The organism is Synechococcus sp. BO 8801, from assembly GCF_002252675.1.
Lineage (GTDB): Bacteria > Cyanobacteriota > Cyanobacteriia > PCC-6307 > Cyanobiaceae > Cyanobium.
On sequence record NZ_NQKY01000006.1, the window covers coordinates 101,259 to 117,161 of the forward strand.

Genomic DNA, 15,903 nt, shown 5'->3' on the forward strand with positions numbered 1-15,903 from the left:
TATTGATAAGTTGCTCATGCTGTACAGAGATAAGTTCAAGCATTGGCACTGTCTTAGGTATGCGCCATATCTACCTGAGTCCTTCCCAGTTCAATCACCTCAACGCTTCATACGCCCTCCCATCTCCATGACCACTAAATACGTAGGCCACTCTCGCAGCCGCCTCTGAGCCGCCCTCTGCCAGGGAAGTTGAAGCCTATCCATCCCGACCACTTCAACGACCAGTGGTGCTGATGGCATAAATCAATGCGTCGTGACAGCGAGGCCGTCAAGACTGATGACCGCCGGCTGTTAAGCCGCTGAAACCGCCAGGTCAAGGCCCTGAAAAAGAGAAGCAGTGACAGATATCCTTTCAGCCCTCCAGCTCCTCAGCCAAGGCGAGCACCCCCGCCAGCACCTCCCCGTAATTCTCCGCGAGGGAATCACGCTCCTGCGAGCCAACAGGCGCCGCCTTGCCCCTCCGTGCCAGTTCGGCCAGTTGTTGCCGAAGCTCGGCAAGACGAATGCGGCGTGGATCCGGTTCTGGCATCGTTTCAGCGCAACGCCTCGCAGGCTTCACCGTCCCCATCGCCATCGAGGTAGGTGTGCCCCTCCCGTAGCAGCTGCTGGGCCCGCTCCCATGACCCCACGTTCCTGCAGTACCACCGCCTGCCTGAGCTCGGTCTGGCTTCACCGTTGATGATCGTCAGGTTAACCGGGCGCTGAGGTCTTGGCGCTGGCTGGCTCTGTCGACCCCGCCTTGCAGCCCTGAAATCCCAAGGGCGCTCGATCCCGCCCTCAACCCTCCAGACCCCTACGTGGTAGCGCTCTGCCAGCTTCTCCCGATCGAGGTAGGCCCACTGCTCGCACTGCTTTAGGTACTGGCGGTAGGCGAAGGTATGGCCCTGCTGGACCAGGGTGAGGCCGGCGTTCCGCCCGTCGGCGGTGAAGACCTCGGAGACAGTCCGGCCGTAACGGTCCTTGGTCTGGGTCTTCAGTGTGACCGAGGACCCGACCGGCAGCATCTGCTGGAGGGCAGCCCTCGCCTGCTGTCCGTAAGGCGCCTGCGCCATCTCTGGGGCGTCTATGCAGGCCACTCGGATCGTGAGCTTCCGGCCCGCTTCCTCGACCCGCAGGGTGTCGCCGTCGCCGACGGAGATCACCGTGGCGGCAAGGGCGGCCAGGGGTGTGAGCAGAGGGAGGAACAGGAAGCCCAGCAGTGGGGTGAGCCGCATCAGTGCTCGGGGCAGTGTCGGGATCTTGGCAGCTCAGATACTGATTAGTGGGAATGCTGCCGGCGCAGGGCGATGTGCTGGGGGGGGGCGTGAGCTTGCAAGTTGGCAAGAACCCAGGCTTGCCAGGGGGAGCCATCGCCCGTAGACCGCTCGCTGGCCCACAAGAGGGACTAAATAGTGCCCATGGCGTTTCAGCCCATCCAATGGCCGCCTCCACCGGTATTGAGGTGTGTGCCCTTGGTTCAATGCCCTCCCCCCTCCAACCCCTGTTTCGCAGGGCCGCCACCGGCGGACTGATAGCCGTCGGTCTGCTGGCTGCTGGACTGCTGGCCGCCTCTGGCGTCCCCCGGCTGCAGGCCGCCTCCGCGAAGGACCTCCCCGACCCAACCGTAGCCAAGCCCCCTGCCAGTCGTCCGAATGCAACCGCCACGGCGGTGCTGACTGGGGGGTGTTTCTGGGGCATGGAGGCTGTGTTCGAGCACGTCAAAGGCGTCAAGGAGGTGGTGACCGGCTACGCGGGCGGCACGGCGGACACCGCCGACTACGAACGAGTCAGCAACGGCGACACCGGCCACGCCGAAGGCATCCGCATCACCTACGACCCCTCCCAGGTGAGCTATGGCCAGCTGCTGAAAGTGTTCTTCGCGGTGGCCCACGACCCAACGGAGCTGAATCGCCAGGGGCCCGAGGTGGGTACTCAGTACCGCTCGGCGATTTTCCCCATCGATCCTGAGCAACGGCGGGTGGCTACGGCCTACATCGCCCAGTTGAACCGTTCAGGGGTCTTCCCGAAGCCAATCGCCACCACGGTGGAGAGCGGGCGGGGCTTTACCCCAGCCGAGGCATATCACCAGGACTTCGTTGCCCGGAATCCCAACCATCCCTACGTGGTGTTCCACGACAAGCCCAAGGTGGCCCGACTTGAAGCGGAATTCCCTGGGTTGTACCGATAGGGGCTATGCCCAGGGCTGGAGAAGATGTTGGTGGAGGTGGCTCGCCCTCGGGGGAAGGCTCGTTCCATCCACCGGTACCAGTGATACGCACTAACCGCCCCCCTTCAAAGCCGCACAACCGGACAGGCCGGACAACGGGGGGCTGCCTCCTTTCTTGGATGTCTGCTTTGCAAGGGAGGGGGGGATCTGATCAATGGTTTTTATTGAGGGTGTCCGCCCTGTCCAGCGCGTCCGGCGTGAGGTGGGGACTGGGGAGAGGGAAGCTGCCCTGCCCTGTCCGGACCCTGTCCACGCGCTCACCGCGCCTGTCCGACCACCACAGCCCTGGCCGTTAGGTCATACCCCCCCGACCTGGCTAGGGAAGGGTGTCCCCCTTTGGGGGGGGCATGGCGTGAAGTCCGACTACTGACCCTGTCCGCCCATGGGAACCCTGTAAGCAGTCGCTCCATCGCCATGCCCCGTTAGCTCTGGCACCTTGATCCTGACGGATGACCCTTGGAACGCATCGACACCGAGACCGGCCAGCACGTCCCCATCTTCACTGGCGGGCCACAGAAGTCGCTCTATCCCAGGACGGTGGCAGTTCCATCGCCTGCTCCATGCTTAAGGTCTCGGGTGAGTGGGGCTGGCGGGTCTAAATGGGGATGAGGAATGGGCGGGCTGGGACGATCTTCGGGGTTAACCAACTGTGCGGGTCACCCCCGAGGCCGCCACGGCGTTGCGTCGATAGCCTGCTTCTCCGACTTCCTCACATGGATCGAGTGCGCGCTTGCCCAGCGGCGATGATCTTGAGCGTCTTGTGCCCACGGATCGCCTCCATGGCGACCTTGGCCTTGAACTCGGGACCGAGGATGCGGCGTTTGCTCATGGGTGGGAGCCCCGTGCAGGGCGGGTGCCCCGCCTCTGAGGTTCACGATGGAGCCTGTCCAGAAAAACCAGTCCCACTCAGATCCGCCTGGCGAACCTGCTCAGCCCGAGGGAGGCGCTGTCCTGAACCGAGCAGTGAGGGGCGCAAGGGTTCGATGCAGTGCTCCGCGAGACGAGCGGAGGCCAGCCGGAAACGTCCGATCGGCCGAGCGAACGTCCCAGATGGTGCCGGCCATCGCGCACGCTCACGGGACCAGCGCGACTGCACTCGGTTGGGCCACTATTTCAGCGGCCTCTTAGAACCGGCATGTTCTCCGAGAGCTTTGCGATCTTTTGCTAGTTTGTCCCAGAGGTCTCTCTGGCTCACCGCTGTTATGCAGCCTGTTTGACTAGATTTATCGCCGTTCCCGTGCAATCAACAGGCTCGCTGATTTGTTATGGTACCATTAATTTCAGCGTCTTGTATCATGAGCCAGGGGAAGCTTCCCTCTGTAGGGAGTGGGTCTGTTCCATTGATTAGACAAACTCCGCCGCGAGTTCTATGTCCATAGGATGATGCCCCTACAATTGACGTACGTCCATAAACCCAGGTTACCTCAACAGGCCCAGCAACCTGAAGTCCTGTGGAGCAGTCGACAAGCCCAGAAACAGAGATCTTCGCTTCGCCTAAGAAGTGACAACCAGAAACTACGTTTTGACAATAGTAATTGGGCTCAAATGTCTTGACAAGACTCCTTGCATCGCCATCTCCACCAACAACTTCGAGATGGGTGCAACGCAACCTACGATTCTCCCCATGTAATGAGACTTGCGAAAGACCTCCACATCTCTCAAGAATCGTATTCCTGTGTGTATGAGCCCTCTCGCCGACATACTTAGAAGCCACAAACGTACCATTCTTCACGACTGGAATTCTGCCAATTGGCACCCCATCGTCATCAAGCCCATATCTGCGTGGATGGATGGCGAATACTTGGAGCCACTCTCCACCAACTCGCCAATTAAGAGCAGGTATAAATGACTCTACAGCGTGTCCTATTACTTCGTGAAGAAGAACGGCAGCTACATTTGGCGAGATTAATAGCGAAGCCGTTTGGGGAATAATCCTCGAGCAACTTACTTCATTGGCAGCGAGCTGATCGATCCCAAATCTTAAGAGCATACAAGAATGATATAATGATCGCGATATCATTTCCATCATAGGTGACAAAAGTCTACCCCCATCTCTTAGGATAATGTCACTAAATGATACTTCTGCTCTCCATTCAACAAAGAAGCTATCCTGGGTATCAGCTAGACTATTCTTATATCGCCTAAGCGCCTTGACAACTCGTAGCCTTATGCGCAGTTGATCCTCACCATTCCCTATAGCAGAATAGAGAGTCGCGCGAAGTTCGTCAATCCATGACTGTGAGGTGTCTCCCCAGAATTCATGAATTAACTCCGTGGCGATGGGAGATTTGTCACTTATACTAATCCTGTCAAGGTCTGAGGACCAATCAGACTCCTGAATTCTTATCGTACGCCTTGCTGATCGAGAGAGCGTAGATGTATTCGGCAACAGAAGGTATGACTCAAGAACGCTGACATCCTCAATCTCATCTGTAAAACATTCCCGGCGATAGTTTGTCACTTCTTTTCAATTAGCCTACAGATCAATCATTTGATTAGTGAGAGCAAAAGTCGCTTGGCATTAAGAACAACAGTGCAGGGATCGCACAAATCATGATATGCATTCTGTTTTATCCAATGTGATAACGCAGATTGCAGCCGTGCGGGGAAGTCCGCATGTCTTAGAAGATACTCAATCGCCTCAGATTGCTCCTCATCGGAGGATGATAGATAAACTCTCAATAGTATCCTATCTAAACTTGGGTCTATACTCAATGGTTGACTATACCATTCAAACTGTTCTGATAGTCTTAAGATATCCAAGGCTGCCTCTGTTCTTCCTGTCTCAGCGAGATTCAACGCAACAATACGCGGATCTTTAGGCGAACGTCTCCAAGCTACCGTTGATATTCTGTCAAAGAGTTGAGGGTCAATGTTTCTCTTCTCAATATAAGAGTCGTTTATCACAAGAGCATCAAGCTTAGAAACGATAAAGAGACGGATTGCATCGCATGGAGTCTCGACAATAGGCTCACCAAAGAAGTTGTAAGATGTATTAATTAGAATTGCGGGGAGGTCTAGTTTACTAAGAGCTGCCAGGAGTTGACTAATTCCACGCATCGAGTGTTTCTCGACTGACTGGAGACGAATACTCCCATCGACATGTGCGATCTTACTCAGTCGATCATCTTTGGCATATCCAACAGATAGCATATAAGGTAAAAGGGATTTAGGACAGCTACTCACATCTATATAGTCCTTGAGATCCTTAAGAAAACCAAGGACTCCATAGGGTCGATAAGGCTCTCGATGCTTAACTCTCCAGTTGAGATCATCTCTAACTCCATCAATTAGTGGGTTAGCAAAGATGCTTCTTGCTCCTAAAGCACGTGGTCCCCATTCGGAGCCGCCCTCAAACCATCCAATTACATCTCCTGTACAAAGACGAGATCCTACGTATTCATAACAGACAGTTGACCTAAATTCACTCAGCCCATAGTCTTCAATCACTTGATGAATGCACGAACTATCATAGTTAGATCCAAGAAATACGTTAAACTCGCGCTGTCCATCCCGATTCGTTAACTTATTTACCGTTCCATTTTCAAGTACTCTACAACCCATAAATGCTAAGCCTACGGCACAGCCGTCATCTCCAGCGGCAGGATGAATAAACACATCCTTGAATCCAAGTTCCGAAAGACGAGAGTTCGCAACACAGTTAAGCGCTAGACCGCCGGAATAGCATAAGTTATCTGATGATGTCATTGAGCGAAGAATCTCAGCACACCGCATGACAAAGTGTTCTAATGCCCTTTGGGCCCCACAAGCCAGGCTGGCTGAAACCTGGGAGTTAAGAACACATTTATTAAATGAGCTTAAGAGCCCCATACATGTATTTGGGCGCACTAGACTTGGGATTATGGGTGATACTCCTATCTCTTGCAACCAAGCTGAAACTGAATCAACTGTAAAGCCGAAGGATGTTTCTGATTCATCTAACTCCAAGTATCTACATGAATCTATGCTGGCATATGGTGTCAGACTACCAGCCAAAGCCATAAGCTTTCCCCCTGAGGGAAGACCACCTTCAGATAAGCAAAGCAGAGTTGCGCATAAATCAAAGAACTGACCACCTGTAAGTCTCTCTGTAGTTGTGATCCCGGAAAATATAGGGTTGCACTGTCCTTTACTCATTTCATAAAATGAGCATCCCTCAACACCATGATCCAATTTTGATCCTTGTTCATCAAGCACTAGCCCAGCAGCGCTTTCAAAAGGCGAAGTTGCTACAAGGCTTAATGCATGGGAAAGGTGATGGTAGGGAACGGATGGCTCATATACTAATGATTCATCAACAGAATAGGCCCTGAGGAAATCGTCGCGGCAAGTTCCTGTTGATCTTCCAACGACAAACATATCAACATCACTTAACTTTAGGTTGCTCGCCTTTAGAACATAGTTTATTGCCGCGAATGGAGGTAGTGTTCCATCATTACCTCTTCCACAACCACCACTCCATGAATGTTTTCTTCGATCAAGACGTTCCTCACTGATAGCAGAGAGAATACAGTTGTCCTTGACTAAACAGGCCGATCTATCGTGGATAGACATGGAGACACCGACTACAATCATTACGATATTTCTCCAAGTCTTCCGAGAATCAATAGCTCAATGCTTTCGAGATCAGGGCCTCTCCCGCAACGCATTGATACACTGTGGTATGCCTCCTGAATTAACGATTGAGAAAGCAAATAGAGAATATATGCAGTATTTGCGCTGTAATACTTGGTTGTACTCGTAGGATAACCTCCTGATTCAAGCATCCACTCAGGTCCGCAATTGATAACAAGCCCATACTCATGTGGGTTCTCACCATAGGCTGTGCCAGGATGAGGACAGAAGACATAAGTGTTTGCTCTCCATATCTGTCTGCAAAGCAACTTCTGATAAAGGTAGGCTATGGCTTTTATGGTGTCTCTAAGCGATGAGTTAGGGAGCCCAATAGCGTACTCAAGCTGAACATTGAGCCCACCCCGCATACATTTAGCAATCATATCATCGATCATCGCAAGTGACTGTCCTTTTTCTCGCTTACCTGTGTCAGCTTCAAATACGCCCTCAATCCCAAATACAACACTTTCAGATAAGGTAGAAAGCTCCGCTATCTGCATATCACTCAATTGGCTTGCCTCAGTATAGAACCCAAGAAGTTTGTCTCCAGAGGAACTAATCACTTCTGCCACCTGACTTACATGGACTTTATTTACAGTAAATAGCTCATCTTCAAGAAAGACAATCCTTCCCTGTCCGCCAATATGCCGTCTAAAAGACTCTAGATCAGCAGATAGTCTTTGAGCAGAGCGGAACCTTAGGTTGTGCCAGCTTGGCACACCAGCACAATATCTACATGCGAATATACACCCAGCAGACGTCCTCAGGCTAAAAGGTATCTGACCAAGATATCCTGAGATTCTTGAGTACAATTCTAATGCTGGTTGAACGAGATCAAAGGCGGGGACCGGTAGTTCTGATAGATCGCTGATAATAGCTGGATTGTTAGCCATTGCCGGATTAGTTCGGCTGTTCACAGATGGGTGGTAAACTTCATCTCCGTCAAGCAGACCCTTGACATAGCATGGCAACAGAAGATCGACCTCTCCATTACCTACAAAATCAACTTGAGGAATATCTTCCAAAAGATGAGTATTCATTACTGTCGCTAGACGACCTGTTACACCAATCCAAGCATCACTAAAAAGCTCACGAATGATAGAGGAAACAATTCGAACTCCGAAAATCGTAGCTGATGACCTACTTGCGATAAAGTGATCTCCACAGAATATATAGACCCTGGATCTGAACTGCGACACTATATGAATCAAGAGGCTACGATCTCTTTCCTCTATATATCCAGGAAACATACTCTGAAGTGGAAGATAGTTTACAGAAAATCCGTACTGCTGAAAGCAAGATGCCAAGGTTAGTCCGGGAGAATCCCATGGCTCGAGGCTAGTCACTTGTGAACTCAGTAAACCACGGAAAGTTGGCCTTCTGAATGGCATGACTATGGTTATGTCAAACATGTTGGCCACTTTTAATATGCTAGCTTGGAGATACTAAATCGCTTGCCCTAGGACAGAATGGATCCATTGATAAGGTAGACCCCATCAGCCAAAAGGATCTCGCCTTAGAACCGCCGCGGCATTGTCTGACTATTAAACATGTTGAACAAGCAGGGTACGTGAGATATGGCTTAGGCTTTTGGAATTGTTGAAATATACTAGAGTTCTGAATAAAATTAAGATCTGAGTTAAGGATGTTACCCAATCTAGCGGACTGTAGTCCTGAAAGCAGTACGCTAGGATATATATCTCCATTAGAGTCTATTGCGATCTCGGTTATTCCAGTAGTATCTGAGGTATCACATGCCTCTAAGGCGTCAAATCTAGAAGGTGTAGAATAATGCCATAGATTTTCGCATTCCGCCAGTTCAATCCCCATCTCAGCTAGTGGCAGGTAAAACTCCCATGGCGAAATAGTGGAAATCCGCATAGCAGAGAGAAGGCCTTTTGACTTCTGCTCAGTCCAATAAAGCAAGCGTTCTTTGAACTGGCTATAGGGCAGTCCTTGGCCATCAGATTTGCTTCCTCTGCCTATATTTGCACAGACAATCAATAACAAGCCAGCAGCGCCAAGCCTTTTAACCACAAAAGTGTATAGCTCCTCTATTTCAGGCGCGTTAGTAGATGTCAGAACTGTGTTAACACTCCATGAAATGCCCAACATTCCTAACGCTTCTGCAGTGGCTATTGCAGATTCAAACGAATAGCTTGAGCGATATCCTTGGCGTGGTGGCCGTGTCAGATTAAACTTTGCCTGCTCATAGTGGTCAATACTTAAACTTATCGAAAACTGATGCTCTGAAGTTGGCAACCTTTTCAACAGGTCATGATTAAAAGCTCCACCTGTAATTAGCGCAACGCGGAACGAAGGCAAGCTACATGCATAATTCACTAATGGAATAACCTCTGGGTGCAGCATTGGCTCACCACCGGCAAAGCTTATGCTCTGAATTCCAGACTCATGCAATTTCTTTATTGCTCTGATCCACTCTGATTGACTCAGCTCATCCTTCTTTGGCTGACCTGATGATGAATGGCAATATTTGCATCTAAGCTCACATCTGTTGGTCAAGTTCAGGTCGGCATGATAAATCATGAATTCAAGACTATAATTGACGATGCTTTATGGGTTATCTAATTCCTCTAATCCGGTAAGCTCGATGCGAATCCTTGCCTTTATCCCATCTGGAAATGCCTTTTGACCCCTTGCTTCGCTGATGTCTTGTTGCATTTTTTCGAGTTCAGAAGCTACAAATTCTTCAATGCGGCGAATTAAATCACTTTTTAAGTTTCGCTGATGAAAGTCATTTTGCTGAGAGCGGTGCAAATCAACATCAATAATAGTGCGATTCCATTGTTTAGAAATAAAGAACTCGTCCATTTTACTTGCCCTCAAGGTTGTCAGATTCTACGATCATAACACCGACTTCTACTGGAGGGCAGGTGCTTGCCCACGCGTCTAGGCTTCGGATACGACTTCTATAAGCTCTGATACTAGAAAAGGAAAGTAGATCAATGCCCGCATGGTCACAATTAGAAAGACTAGACATGATGGCGAAATCTGCAATGTCTATTGCACTACCTGTTACATAGTCATTCTTCTCTAAATGAGTATTTAGTATACCAAGCACTCTCTCAGAGCTAGTCCTGGCCTCTCTAATGCGTTCATCTTCGAATGAATTTTCTTCGCTTCCGCTAATGCCTGGATTTCCGTGCATAACTTTAACAAGCATAGTTTCTATTATCTTATCGATTGGGGGGGAGAGCTCTGCGATTTGCCAGCTCAGCCACTGTATATTTTTTACTAGGCGATCATTGGTGAGTTCGCCGTTAGCACTCGTATTAGAAGCTTTTTGCGCCAAATAAACTAATATTGCAATTGTTTCCCATACCACTTTTTCGCCATCCACCAATACTGGAACTATCCCGTTAGGATTAATCTGCAAAAAATCGGCGCTCTTTTGCTCAAGGGCTACTAGATTCACTTCGGCCAAATCCAATGATAGGCCCAGATGCTTCGCTGCTGCCTGCACGGATCGAGACTTTGGCGATTGCTGGAAAGAATAAAGCTTCATTTCTGTGTATGAGCTGTAAGTTCAAGATTGATTAGATTTACAATATTTCCTTGGTTTGTTGAGCTCTTCGTGGAAAGCATGCATCCAACAAAGCTTAAGGGACAATCTCGCACTTGCCGGTTGAACAGTGTAGTGGCCTTCACATCTTTTAACGCCATCTTGCCTGATGAGTCTTGATGGTGGTCTTTCATTTCTTGTCTTCCTGCGTTAATCTCCAGGATTGAATCCACCGTCGGCTTCCAGTTAAACGGGGCTTGGTCTTGTTGTAACCTGCCAACAACTGCTCGATTTAGGCGATCAGCTCTTTGACACCCATCTTTTGTCTGATGATGGTGTGCCCGCCCTGTCCGGGCAGCCCGGGGTGAGGTTGAGACTGAGGAGAGGGTGGAGGCGCTGCCCTGTCCGACCCTTGTCCGAGCCTGCCGGCGATTGATGCTCTGGCTGGCAGGGCCAATGGGATCGCGCGCTCGGGGGAGTGGGGCTGGCGGGGCTGACTGGGGATGAGGAAGGGGCAGGCTGTACAGATCTCCGTGGTTGACCAACTGAGTGATCCCCCGAGGTCAATGAAGATCATTGCCTCGGGGAGCCGATCCCCGGGGAGCCTGCGCTGCTGAAGAGGCGGGAGCGGTTTCCTCGTAAGCATGCGGTTGAGCGGTGGCAGAAGCTTCAGAAGGAGGGGTGGAGGCGTGTGGAGCCGCAGTGGTAGTTCAGATGACCCCATCAGGGCTGGTACGGTCCAGAACCGCCAGCAGCTCTTCGAGCACCCGCCCGACCTCCGGTCTCTTCTCAGGTGTGTGCACCGCGCCGAAGGCACGGGCCGTCTTGCGGCCCTCGATCTCCTGGAGGGTGTTGGTCGTGTCCATCAGCAGCTGGATGGAGATGTCGGCTGTGGTGAAGGGCATGGGTCTTAAAGGGGCTAAGTACAGCGTTCCCGGGTACGGTCAGCTATCGACAGGGACAAGATGTCCTTTCAGTGGCTCGACCACTTACCCCCGAGGACGAAGCGCTTAGAGCTCTTGTGGAAAGCGGATCGGCTCGGTGACGGCGCTGCTGAAGTGATCGGGGCTGTGGGTGCTGCGATTGCTCTTGTGTCGGAACCCCATTCAGGTGCCCTCGGGCGATGGCTCGTTCCATCCACCGGTACCAGCGACAGGCACTACCCCCCCTTCAAAGCCGCACAACCGGACAGGCCGGACAACGGGGGGCTGCCTCCTTTCTTGGATGTCTGCTTTGCAAGGGAGGGGGGGATCTGATCAATGGTTTTTATTGAGGGTGTCCGCCCTGTCCAGCGCGTCCGGCGTGAGGTGGGGACTGGGGAGAGGGAAGCTGCCCTGCCCTGTCCGGACCCTGTCCACGCGCTCACCGCGCCTGTCCGACCACCACAGCCCTGGCCGTTAGGTCATACCCCCCCGACCTGGCTAGGGAAGGGTGTCCCCCTTTGGGGGGTGGGGGGGATGGCGGGGATGCGCTCTGAAGATCCAGTCCGACACCGGGAACCCTTTGAACAGCCTCACCTCCACCATGCCCCGCATCCTCTGGCACTTCAACGCCGAAGGCTTGCCCCTCGAACGCATCGACAGCCTCACCAGCGAGCACATCCCCGTCTTCACAGGCGGGCCTGAGGAGTTGCTCCACCCCGAACAGGGTGTGCGCTCAATCGCCTGCTTCATTCCCGAGGTCGCAGGGGTGGAGTGGATCTTCGGTGGTGACAGCCACTCCTCGGGAATCCGGCGAAGTGCTCGGGGGAATGCGTGAGAGGGGCAGCTGAGAGGACCGCCCGAGAATAAACGGGCCGGTCTCCGTGGTTAACCGACGGTGCTGTTCCCCCCGAGAACGTTCCACCCCTTGCCTCAATGTCCTGCGCCTTCTTGCCCCTGGTGAACAAATCGCTGTCGGCTGCCTCCATGGCCTGCCTCGTCCCCTGGCTCGTCTTGATCAAGCGCTCCCCGCCTTAGGCGGCGAACTCCTGCAGTGTCTTGCGGCCGCTGATAGCCCTAATGGCGACCCTGGCCTTGAAATCGGGGCTATGGTTGCGGCGTTTGCTTATGGGTAGGAGCCCCTGGTCAGGGGCGGTGCCCCGCCTCAGAGGTTAACGCTGGACCCTGTCCAGAAAAACCAGACCACCTCAGATTCACATTCAAGGCATAAAATTTAGCCAGGCCAAGCAAGCTGGCTGGCATGAGTCAAGATGCTCAACCCTGCTCTTATTCAGGGATGGACTAACTCCAAGAATTCATTAAAGAATCGAATAGAAATTCACTTCGCCATTCTCCAAGAAATATATCCTCACTTCCCCGTCCGAACTAATCTTAGTTGGATATCCTCCCCATTTTAATGCGGATATCGCCGCACTTGTACGCGCTCCGAACTGATTTCCAAGATCAGGGTGCAACTCAATCATTGCTCCATATGCGGTAATATTTTTCCCATTAAAGATCAACGCTCCATCCATGGAGGCAACTTCATTTACAATCCAGGACTTCCGTGACTTATAATTACTAATGCCTAAGCCGAGATCCCAGATTTTCTCTCCGATTACTCGTCGCAGATCATTGCTTGGCGCCTGGACATCAAAATCGATAATCGCATGCTTATTCACTACCTTTCTGATGACTCTACTATTTGGATCTGCGATCAACAACGCGCCATGACGTTTGTAGCTCAACTCAAAGAGGTGAGCGTATATATTACATGCGATCCGATAGGAGTCAGGAAATGGGTACAGATCGAAAATGCAATTCTTTAGCGTCGGTGCATCGTACAGCCTCCACTTATATTGACGTCTAGTTACGGCAATCGATTCACTCCCAATAATAATATCTCCCTGCCGAGTTAATACGGCTGATATTGCAGACGGGCTAGTCTTGCTATACACTGGAGAAAGAAACTCTGGATAGAACTTATATTCACTTGTTACATTAATCTGATCCCAGCCTACTTGTTCAATATCAACAAAATTTCCCCATCGATCGACTCGAATAACTGTGTTCATCGCACAACCAATCGGATCTACGATCTTTTGGAAGCTATCGCTAAACAAACTATGGATTCCAATTGCGGTCGTGTCTATCAATAGATTCTTATTAATTTGACTGTTTTCGTAAGTCCTAAGTGCCGCATTGCATAGATAGTCAACGATGGAGGCCCATTCAACCCCAGGATAAATGTCATCTAGATAGTTGATTGCAACTATTTGCTGGATCGTTGATATATCGTGTATTGACTTTGTGCTACCAGCGCGCGATGCCAATTTTTGAAAGTTATTGTTTACGTAGTCTAGATGTCTTGACAGTGCAGGGGTAGGTGCTCTTTTTGAATGAAAGAAAATGCAGTTTTGCGAACTGCCAATTGCACGGCGGTTCAGGCTTGGAATCTTAGAGACGTACCACTGTGGAACCATCTCCAATAGTGACAGTTCGACGCTCATTGCCTAATGCTTCATGGCGCTGCAGCTTAACATCATGATTGGCAGATACAGGTCATTCACGCTGGGATCAGATAACGGGCTGCAAGCGAGGGGGCTTATGAAAGCTGGATTCACCAATATCAATGGCTCAGCGCCTTGACGTTATACTTCATGCACGACTAGTTTCTCGCATTCTGATGCTCGAGAGATTCTCGACGACTCGAAGATAGCTTCTATATGCGATTAAGTCTCGCTGTTCATACACTGCATTGAGAGCTCTATGCGTCAACGGCTTGATGGCCACTATCTTACCCCACTCTGCTGTGCATGATACGGCAGGACTTTGCATCAGCAATCCTATATGCCAACTTATCTCAGCTGCAAACGCTTTCGCACTCTAGCTGACACAGAAGATGCTCATTAGACTCACCAGCCACATGCCGCATCAAAGCAAGCATGCGTACGAGACTGAACAATCGTGGATATAAGTACTGACCGATCGTTCTTCAGCCTTTGTTACCCTCGCTGGAATGAGGCATCAGCCTATCTTCGAGTTCTGGCTTTGGAATGATCGAGCATGACTTATAACCTGCTCGATCGACCGCTGCAGCGGTCTGACCAATCGAATCGAGCAATGCGCCGCTGACAGGAGCCAGCTCACGGCAGAAGGTGGCGATGGTGTTCCAGAAGTTGGGTCCGTAGGAGGTCATAGGAGGGATGGGCACCGTTTAGGTGCGGAAGGTTTCGGCAATGGTCGGAAGGGGATGGACTTATCGGATCGGCTTCGCTGCTTTGGGGCTCGGGGAGGGGGGGCTTCGCTTGCAAGCCAGCACGACTCAGGTGGTTAACCAACCCTTGGGGGTGGAGCTGGCGTCCTCAGGGGGAGGCAGGACGCCACTGGAACCAGCATCAGGAATGCAGTTACGCCACTCCCAGATCCCCCCCGGCGGGAGCCCTCTGCAGATCCGATCCCCAGAAGTCATGGCAGCATCAAGCCGCACTGGTGGTCGTCACAGCCCGCTGGTGTGGACAAAGCCGGGCAGGGAGTCAGAGCCCCTGCCCCGTTCCTCTTCCGGCTTCGCCCCACCCCCTGCCGTAGGCACCTCTTGGCCGAAGGCCGGCCTCAGCTGCGGGTGGCCGCCAGCGCCAGTTCATGGGCTTGGGTGAGGGTGGCGGCGGCTTTGCCGAACCAGAGCCCCTCCAGCCGCTGGCGGGCCGCCTCGATCGGATCCCTGGCCCGGCCTGCATCGTGGCTCAGGTGCTCCGTCACGGCCTGGTAGGCGCCCCACATCGAGCCCTGCACCCCTGGGATATCACTGCCGATGGCCTGGCCTTCGAACTTGGCGGAGAGGCCCTCCCAGGCGGGGAGATCCTCCAGCCGCCGGGGCCGGCTTGTCGTGGCATCGCCGCGGCGATCATTGATGGCCCCCCGCAGCTGATCGGCAAACAATGTTTCGACGTAGCGGCGGAACTGCATCGCCGTGCAGGGGGCGGAGGCCATGGCTCTCAGTTCGGCCAGTCCTCCAGTGAATTGCTGGCGCTTGAGATCGATGAGCTCTGGCAAGTGGCTGATCAAGGCATTCGCGTTCCTGGTATGGCGGATTCGGCAGCCCTGCTGCCTGCGGCTTCTCGCGGATGCCAGCCCGAGGGCAGCAGACAAAGTGTTTTGGCACACAACCCGGATCGGAGAGAAGAAGACCGAGAAGGCGATGGTCCCGTCATGGCTGGTGCAACCCACCAGGTACTGATTCACCGGATCGCCGGGGAGCACCTCTCCTTCTGATTGGCGCACTCGGGCTGTGAAGGTCACCTTCCTGCCACCGGCCAGGACGCAGACCGCATCCATCACCGCGTCGCTATGCAGGGCTTCCGCCACTCGAATCAGCTGCTCGTTCTGGACGATTTCATAAGTGCTGTTCATCACCGAAAGGGTGGTGCCGGTATCGGTGCGGCTGATCGCCTGATACCCCTCGATGGGCTGCATGTCGGCGTCGTAGACGGGGCGTCCGGCGAGATGAAAATCGGCGCCACCGAGGCGGAAGGCCTCACGGGCCGGCAGGGTGCCGTCGAGGACCAAGCCGAGGCGATGCCAGGCGGGCTTGCTGTTCAGGAAGACGCCAGAGCTGAATTGATGGGACATGGGATTACAGC

Annotated in this window: 14 protein-coding genes; 3 read left to right on the forward strand and 11 right to left on the reverse strand. The window is 52.5% G+C overall.

Going from position 1 to position 15,903, the window contains the following annotated elements; all coding sequences use genetic code 11:
- Nucleotides 1-352 precede the first annotated feature (352 nt).
- On the reverse strand, nucleotides 353-529 hold the full coding sequence (locus CJZ86_RS16955) for a hypothetical protein (RefSeq protein ID WP_158219525.1): 177 nt from the start codon (nucleotides 527-529) through the stop codon (nucleotides 353-355).
- Nucleotides 530-533: 4 nt separating this feature from the next.
- Entirely contained in the window at nucleotides 534-1,214 is a 681-nt protein-coding gene (locus CJZ86_RS06575; protein ID WP_094585151.1) for a thermonuclease family protein, read from the reverse strand.
- Between the two features lie 203 nt (nucleotides 1,215-1,417).
- Here CJZ86_RS06575 and msrA point away from each other — a divergent pair, with 203 nt between their 5' ends.
- Nucleotides 1,418-2,167: a peptide-methionine (S)-S-oxide reductase MsrA gene (msrA, locus tag CJZ86_RS06580; RefSeq protein WP_094585152.1), complete on the forward strand. Its 750-nt coding sequence runs from the start codon at nucleotides 1,418-1,420 to the stop codon at nucleotides 2,165-2,167.
- A 2,526-nt stretch (nucleotides 2,168-4,693) separates the two neighbouring features.
- On the opposite strand, the gene CJZ86_RS16625 is transcribed toward msrA, so the two are convergent.
- From CJZ86_RS16625 to CJZ86_RS06605, 5 genes are all read right to left on the reverse strand, one after another.
- A complete protein-coding gene (locus CJZ86_RS16625; RefSeq protein ID WP_158219526.1) occupies nucleotides 4,694-6,760 on the reverse strand; it encodes a carbamoyltransferase C-terminal domain-containing protein in 2,067 nt (688 codons plus the stop codon).
- A 20-nt stretch (nucleotides 6,761-6,780) separates the two neighbouring features.
- Entirely contained in the window at nucleotides 6,781-7,845 is a 1,065-nt protein-coding gene (locus CJZ86_RS16630; protein ID WP_233133885.1) for a B12-binding domain-containing radical SAM protein, read from the reverse strand.
- A gap of 406 nt (nucleotides 7,846-8,251) precedes the next feature.
- Nucleotides 8,252-9,367, reverse strand: coding sequence for a radical SAM/SPASM domain-containing protein (locus CJZ86_RS16635; RefSeq protein ID WP_143594079.1), 1,116 nt, complete (start codon nucleotides 9,365-9,367; stop codon nucleotides 8,252-8,254).
- Between the two features lie 27 nt (nucleotides 9,368-9,394).
- On the reverse strand, nucleotides 9,395-9,652 hold the full coding sequence (locus tag CJZ86_RS16640) for a hypothetical protein (RefSeq protein WP_143594080.1): 258 nt from the start codon (nucleotides 9,650-9,652) through the stop codon (nucleotides 9,395-9,397).
- A gap of 1 nt (nucleotide 9,653) precedes the next feature.
- Nucleotides 9,654-10,346: a glutathione S-transferase family protein gene (locus CJZ86_RS06605; RefSeq protein WP_094585154.1), complete on the reverse strand. Its 693-nt coding sequence runs from the start codon at nucleotides 10,344-10,346 to the stop codon at nucleotides 9,654-9,656.
- Nucleotides 10,347-10,935: 589 nt separating this feature from the next.
- On the opposite strand from CJZ86_RS06605, the gene CJZ86_RS06610 reads away from it, so the two are divergent.
- Complete coding sequence (locus tag CJZ86_RS06610; protein ID WP_094585210.1) at nucleotides 10,936-11,052, forward strand: DUF1651 domain-containing protein; 117 nt, start codon at nucleotides 10,936-10,938, stop codon at nucleotides 11,050-11,052.
- 1 nt (nucleotide 11,053) lies between these two features.
- On the opposite strand, the gene CJZ86_RS06615 is transcribed toward CJZ86_RS06610, so the two are convergent.
- Nucleotides 11,054-11,248: a hypothetical protein gene (locus CJZ86_RS06615; RefSeq protein ID WP_094585155.1), complete on the reverse strand. Its 195-nt coding sequence runs from the start codon at nucleotides 11,246-11,248 to the stop codon at nucleotides 11,054-11,056.
- Nucleotides 11,249-11,846: 598 nt separating this feature from the next.
- Between CJZ86_RS06615 and CJZ86_RS06620 the strand changes: the two genes are divergently transcribed.
- Nucleotides 11,847-12,101: a hypothetical protein gene (locus tag CJZ86_RS06620; RefSeq protein ID WP_094585156.1), complete on the forward strand. Its 255-nt coding sequence runs from the start codon at nucleotides 11,847-11,849 to the stop codon at nucleotides 12,099-12,101.
- 481 nt (nucleotides 12,102-12,582) lie between these two features.
- Here CJZ86_RS06620 and CJZ86_RS16645 read toward each other — a convergent pair whose 3' ends face one another.
- From CJZ86_RS16645 to CJZ86_RS06625, 3 genes are all read right to left on the reverse strand, one after another.
- Nucleotides 12,583-13,773: a diadenylate cyclase gene (locus tag CJZ86_RS16645; protein ID WP_143594081.1), complete on the reverse strand. Its 1,191-nt coding sequence runs from the start codon at nucleotides 13,771-13,773 to the stop codon at nucleotides 12,583-12,585.
- A gap of 485 nt (nucleotides 13,774-14,258) precedes the next feature.
- On the reverse strand, nucleotides 14,259-14,462 hold the full coding sequence (locus CJZ86_RS16650; protein ID WP_143594082.1) for a hypothetical protein: 204 nt from the start codon (nucleotides 14,460-14,462) through the stop codon (nucleotides 14,259-14,261).
- A 413-nt stretch (nucleotides 14,463-14,875) separates the two neighbouring features.
- Entirely contained in the window at nucleotides 14,876-15,892 is a 1,017-nt protein-coding gene (locus CJZ86_RS06625) for a DUF932 domain-containing protein (RefSeq protein ID WP_094585157.1), read from the reverse strand.
- Nucleotides 15,893-15,903 lie beyond the last annotated feature (11 nt).

Coding starts and splice junctions, on each gene's coding strand:
- CJZ86_RS06575 (WP_094585151.1), bottom strand. CDS start 1,214: ATGCGGCTCACCCCACTGCTGGGCTTCCTGTTCCTCCCTCTGCTCACA.
- CJZ86_RS16635 (WP_143594079.1), bottom strand. CDS start 9,367: ATGATTTATCATGCCGACCTGAACTTGACCAACAGATGTGAGCTTAGA.
- CJZ86_RS06615 (WP_094585155.1), bottom strand. CDS start 11,248: ATGCCCTTCACCACAGCCGACATCTCCATCCAGCTGCTGATGGACACG.
- CJZ86_RS06625 (WP_094585157.1), bottom strand. CDS start 15,892: ATGTCCCATCAATTCAGCTCTGGCGTCTTCCTGAACAGCAAGCCCGCC.
- CJZ86_RS16640 (WP_143594080.1), bottom strand. CDS start 9,652: ATGGACGAGTTCTTTATTTCTAAACAATGGAATCGCACTATTATTGAT.
- CJZ86_RS16625 (WP_158219526.1), bottom strand. CDS start 6,760: ATGTCTATCCACGATAGATCGGCCTGTTTAGTCAAGGACAACTGTATT.
- CJZ86_RS16645 (WP_143594081.1), bottom strand. CDS start 13,773: ATGAGCGTCGAACTGTCACTATTGGAGATGGTTCCACAGTGGTACGTC.
- msrA (WP_094585152.1), top strand. CDS start 1,418: ATGGCCGCCTCCACCGGTATTGAGGTGTGTGCCCTTGGTTCAATGCCC.
- CJZ86_RS06605 (WP_094585154.1), bottom strand. CDS start 10,346: ATGAAGCTTTATTCTTTCCAGCAATCGCCAAAGTCTCGATCCGTGCAG.
- CJZ86_RS16650 (WP_143594082.1), bottom strand. CDS start 14,462: ATGACCTCCTACGGACCCAACTTCTGGAACACCATCGCCACCTTCTGC.
- CJZ86_RS16955 (WP_158219525.1), bottom strand. CDS start 529: ATGCCAGAACCGGATCCACGCCGCATTCGTCTTGCCGAGCTTCGGCAA.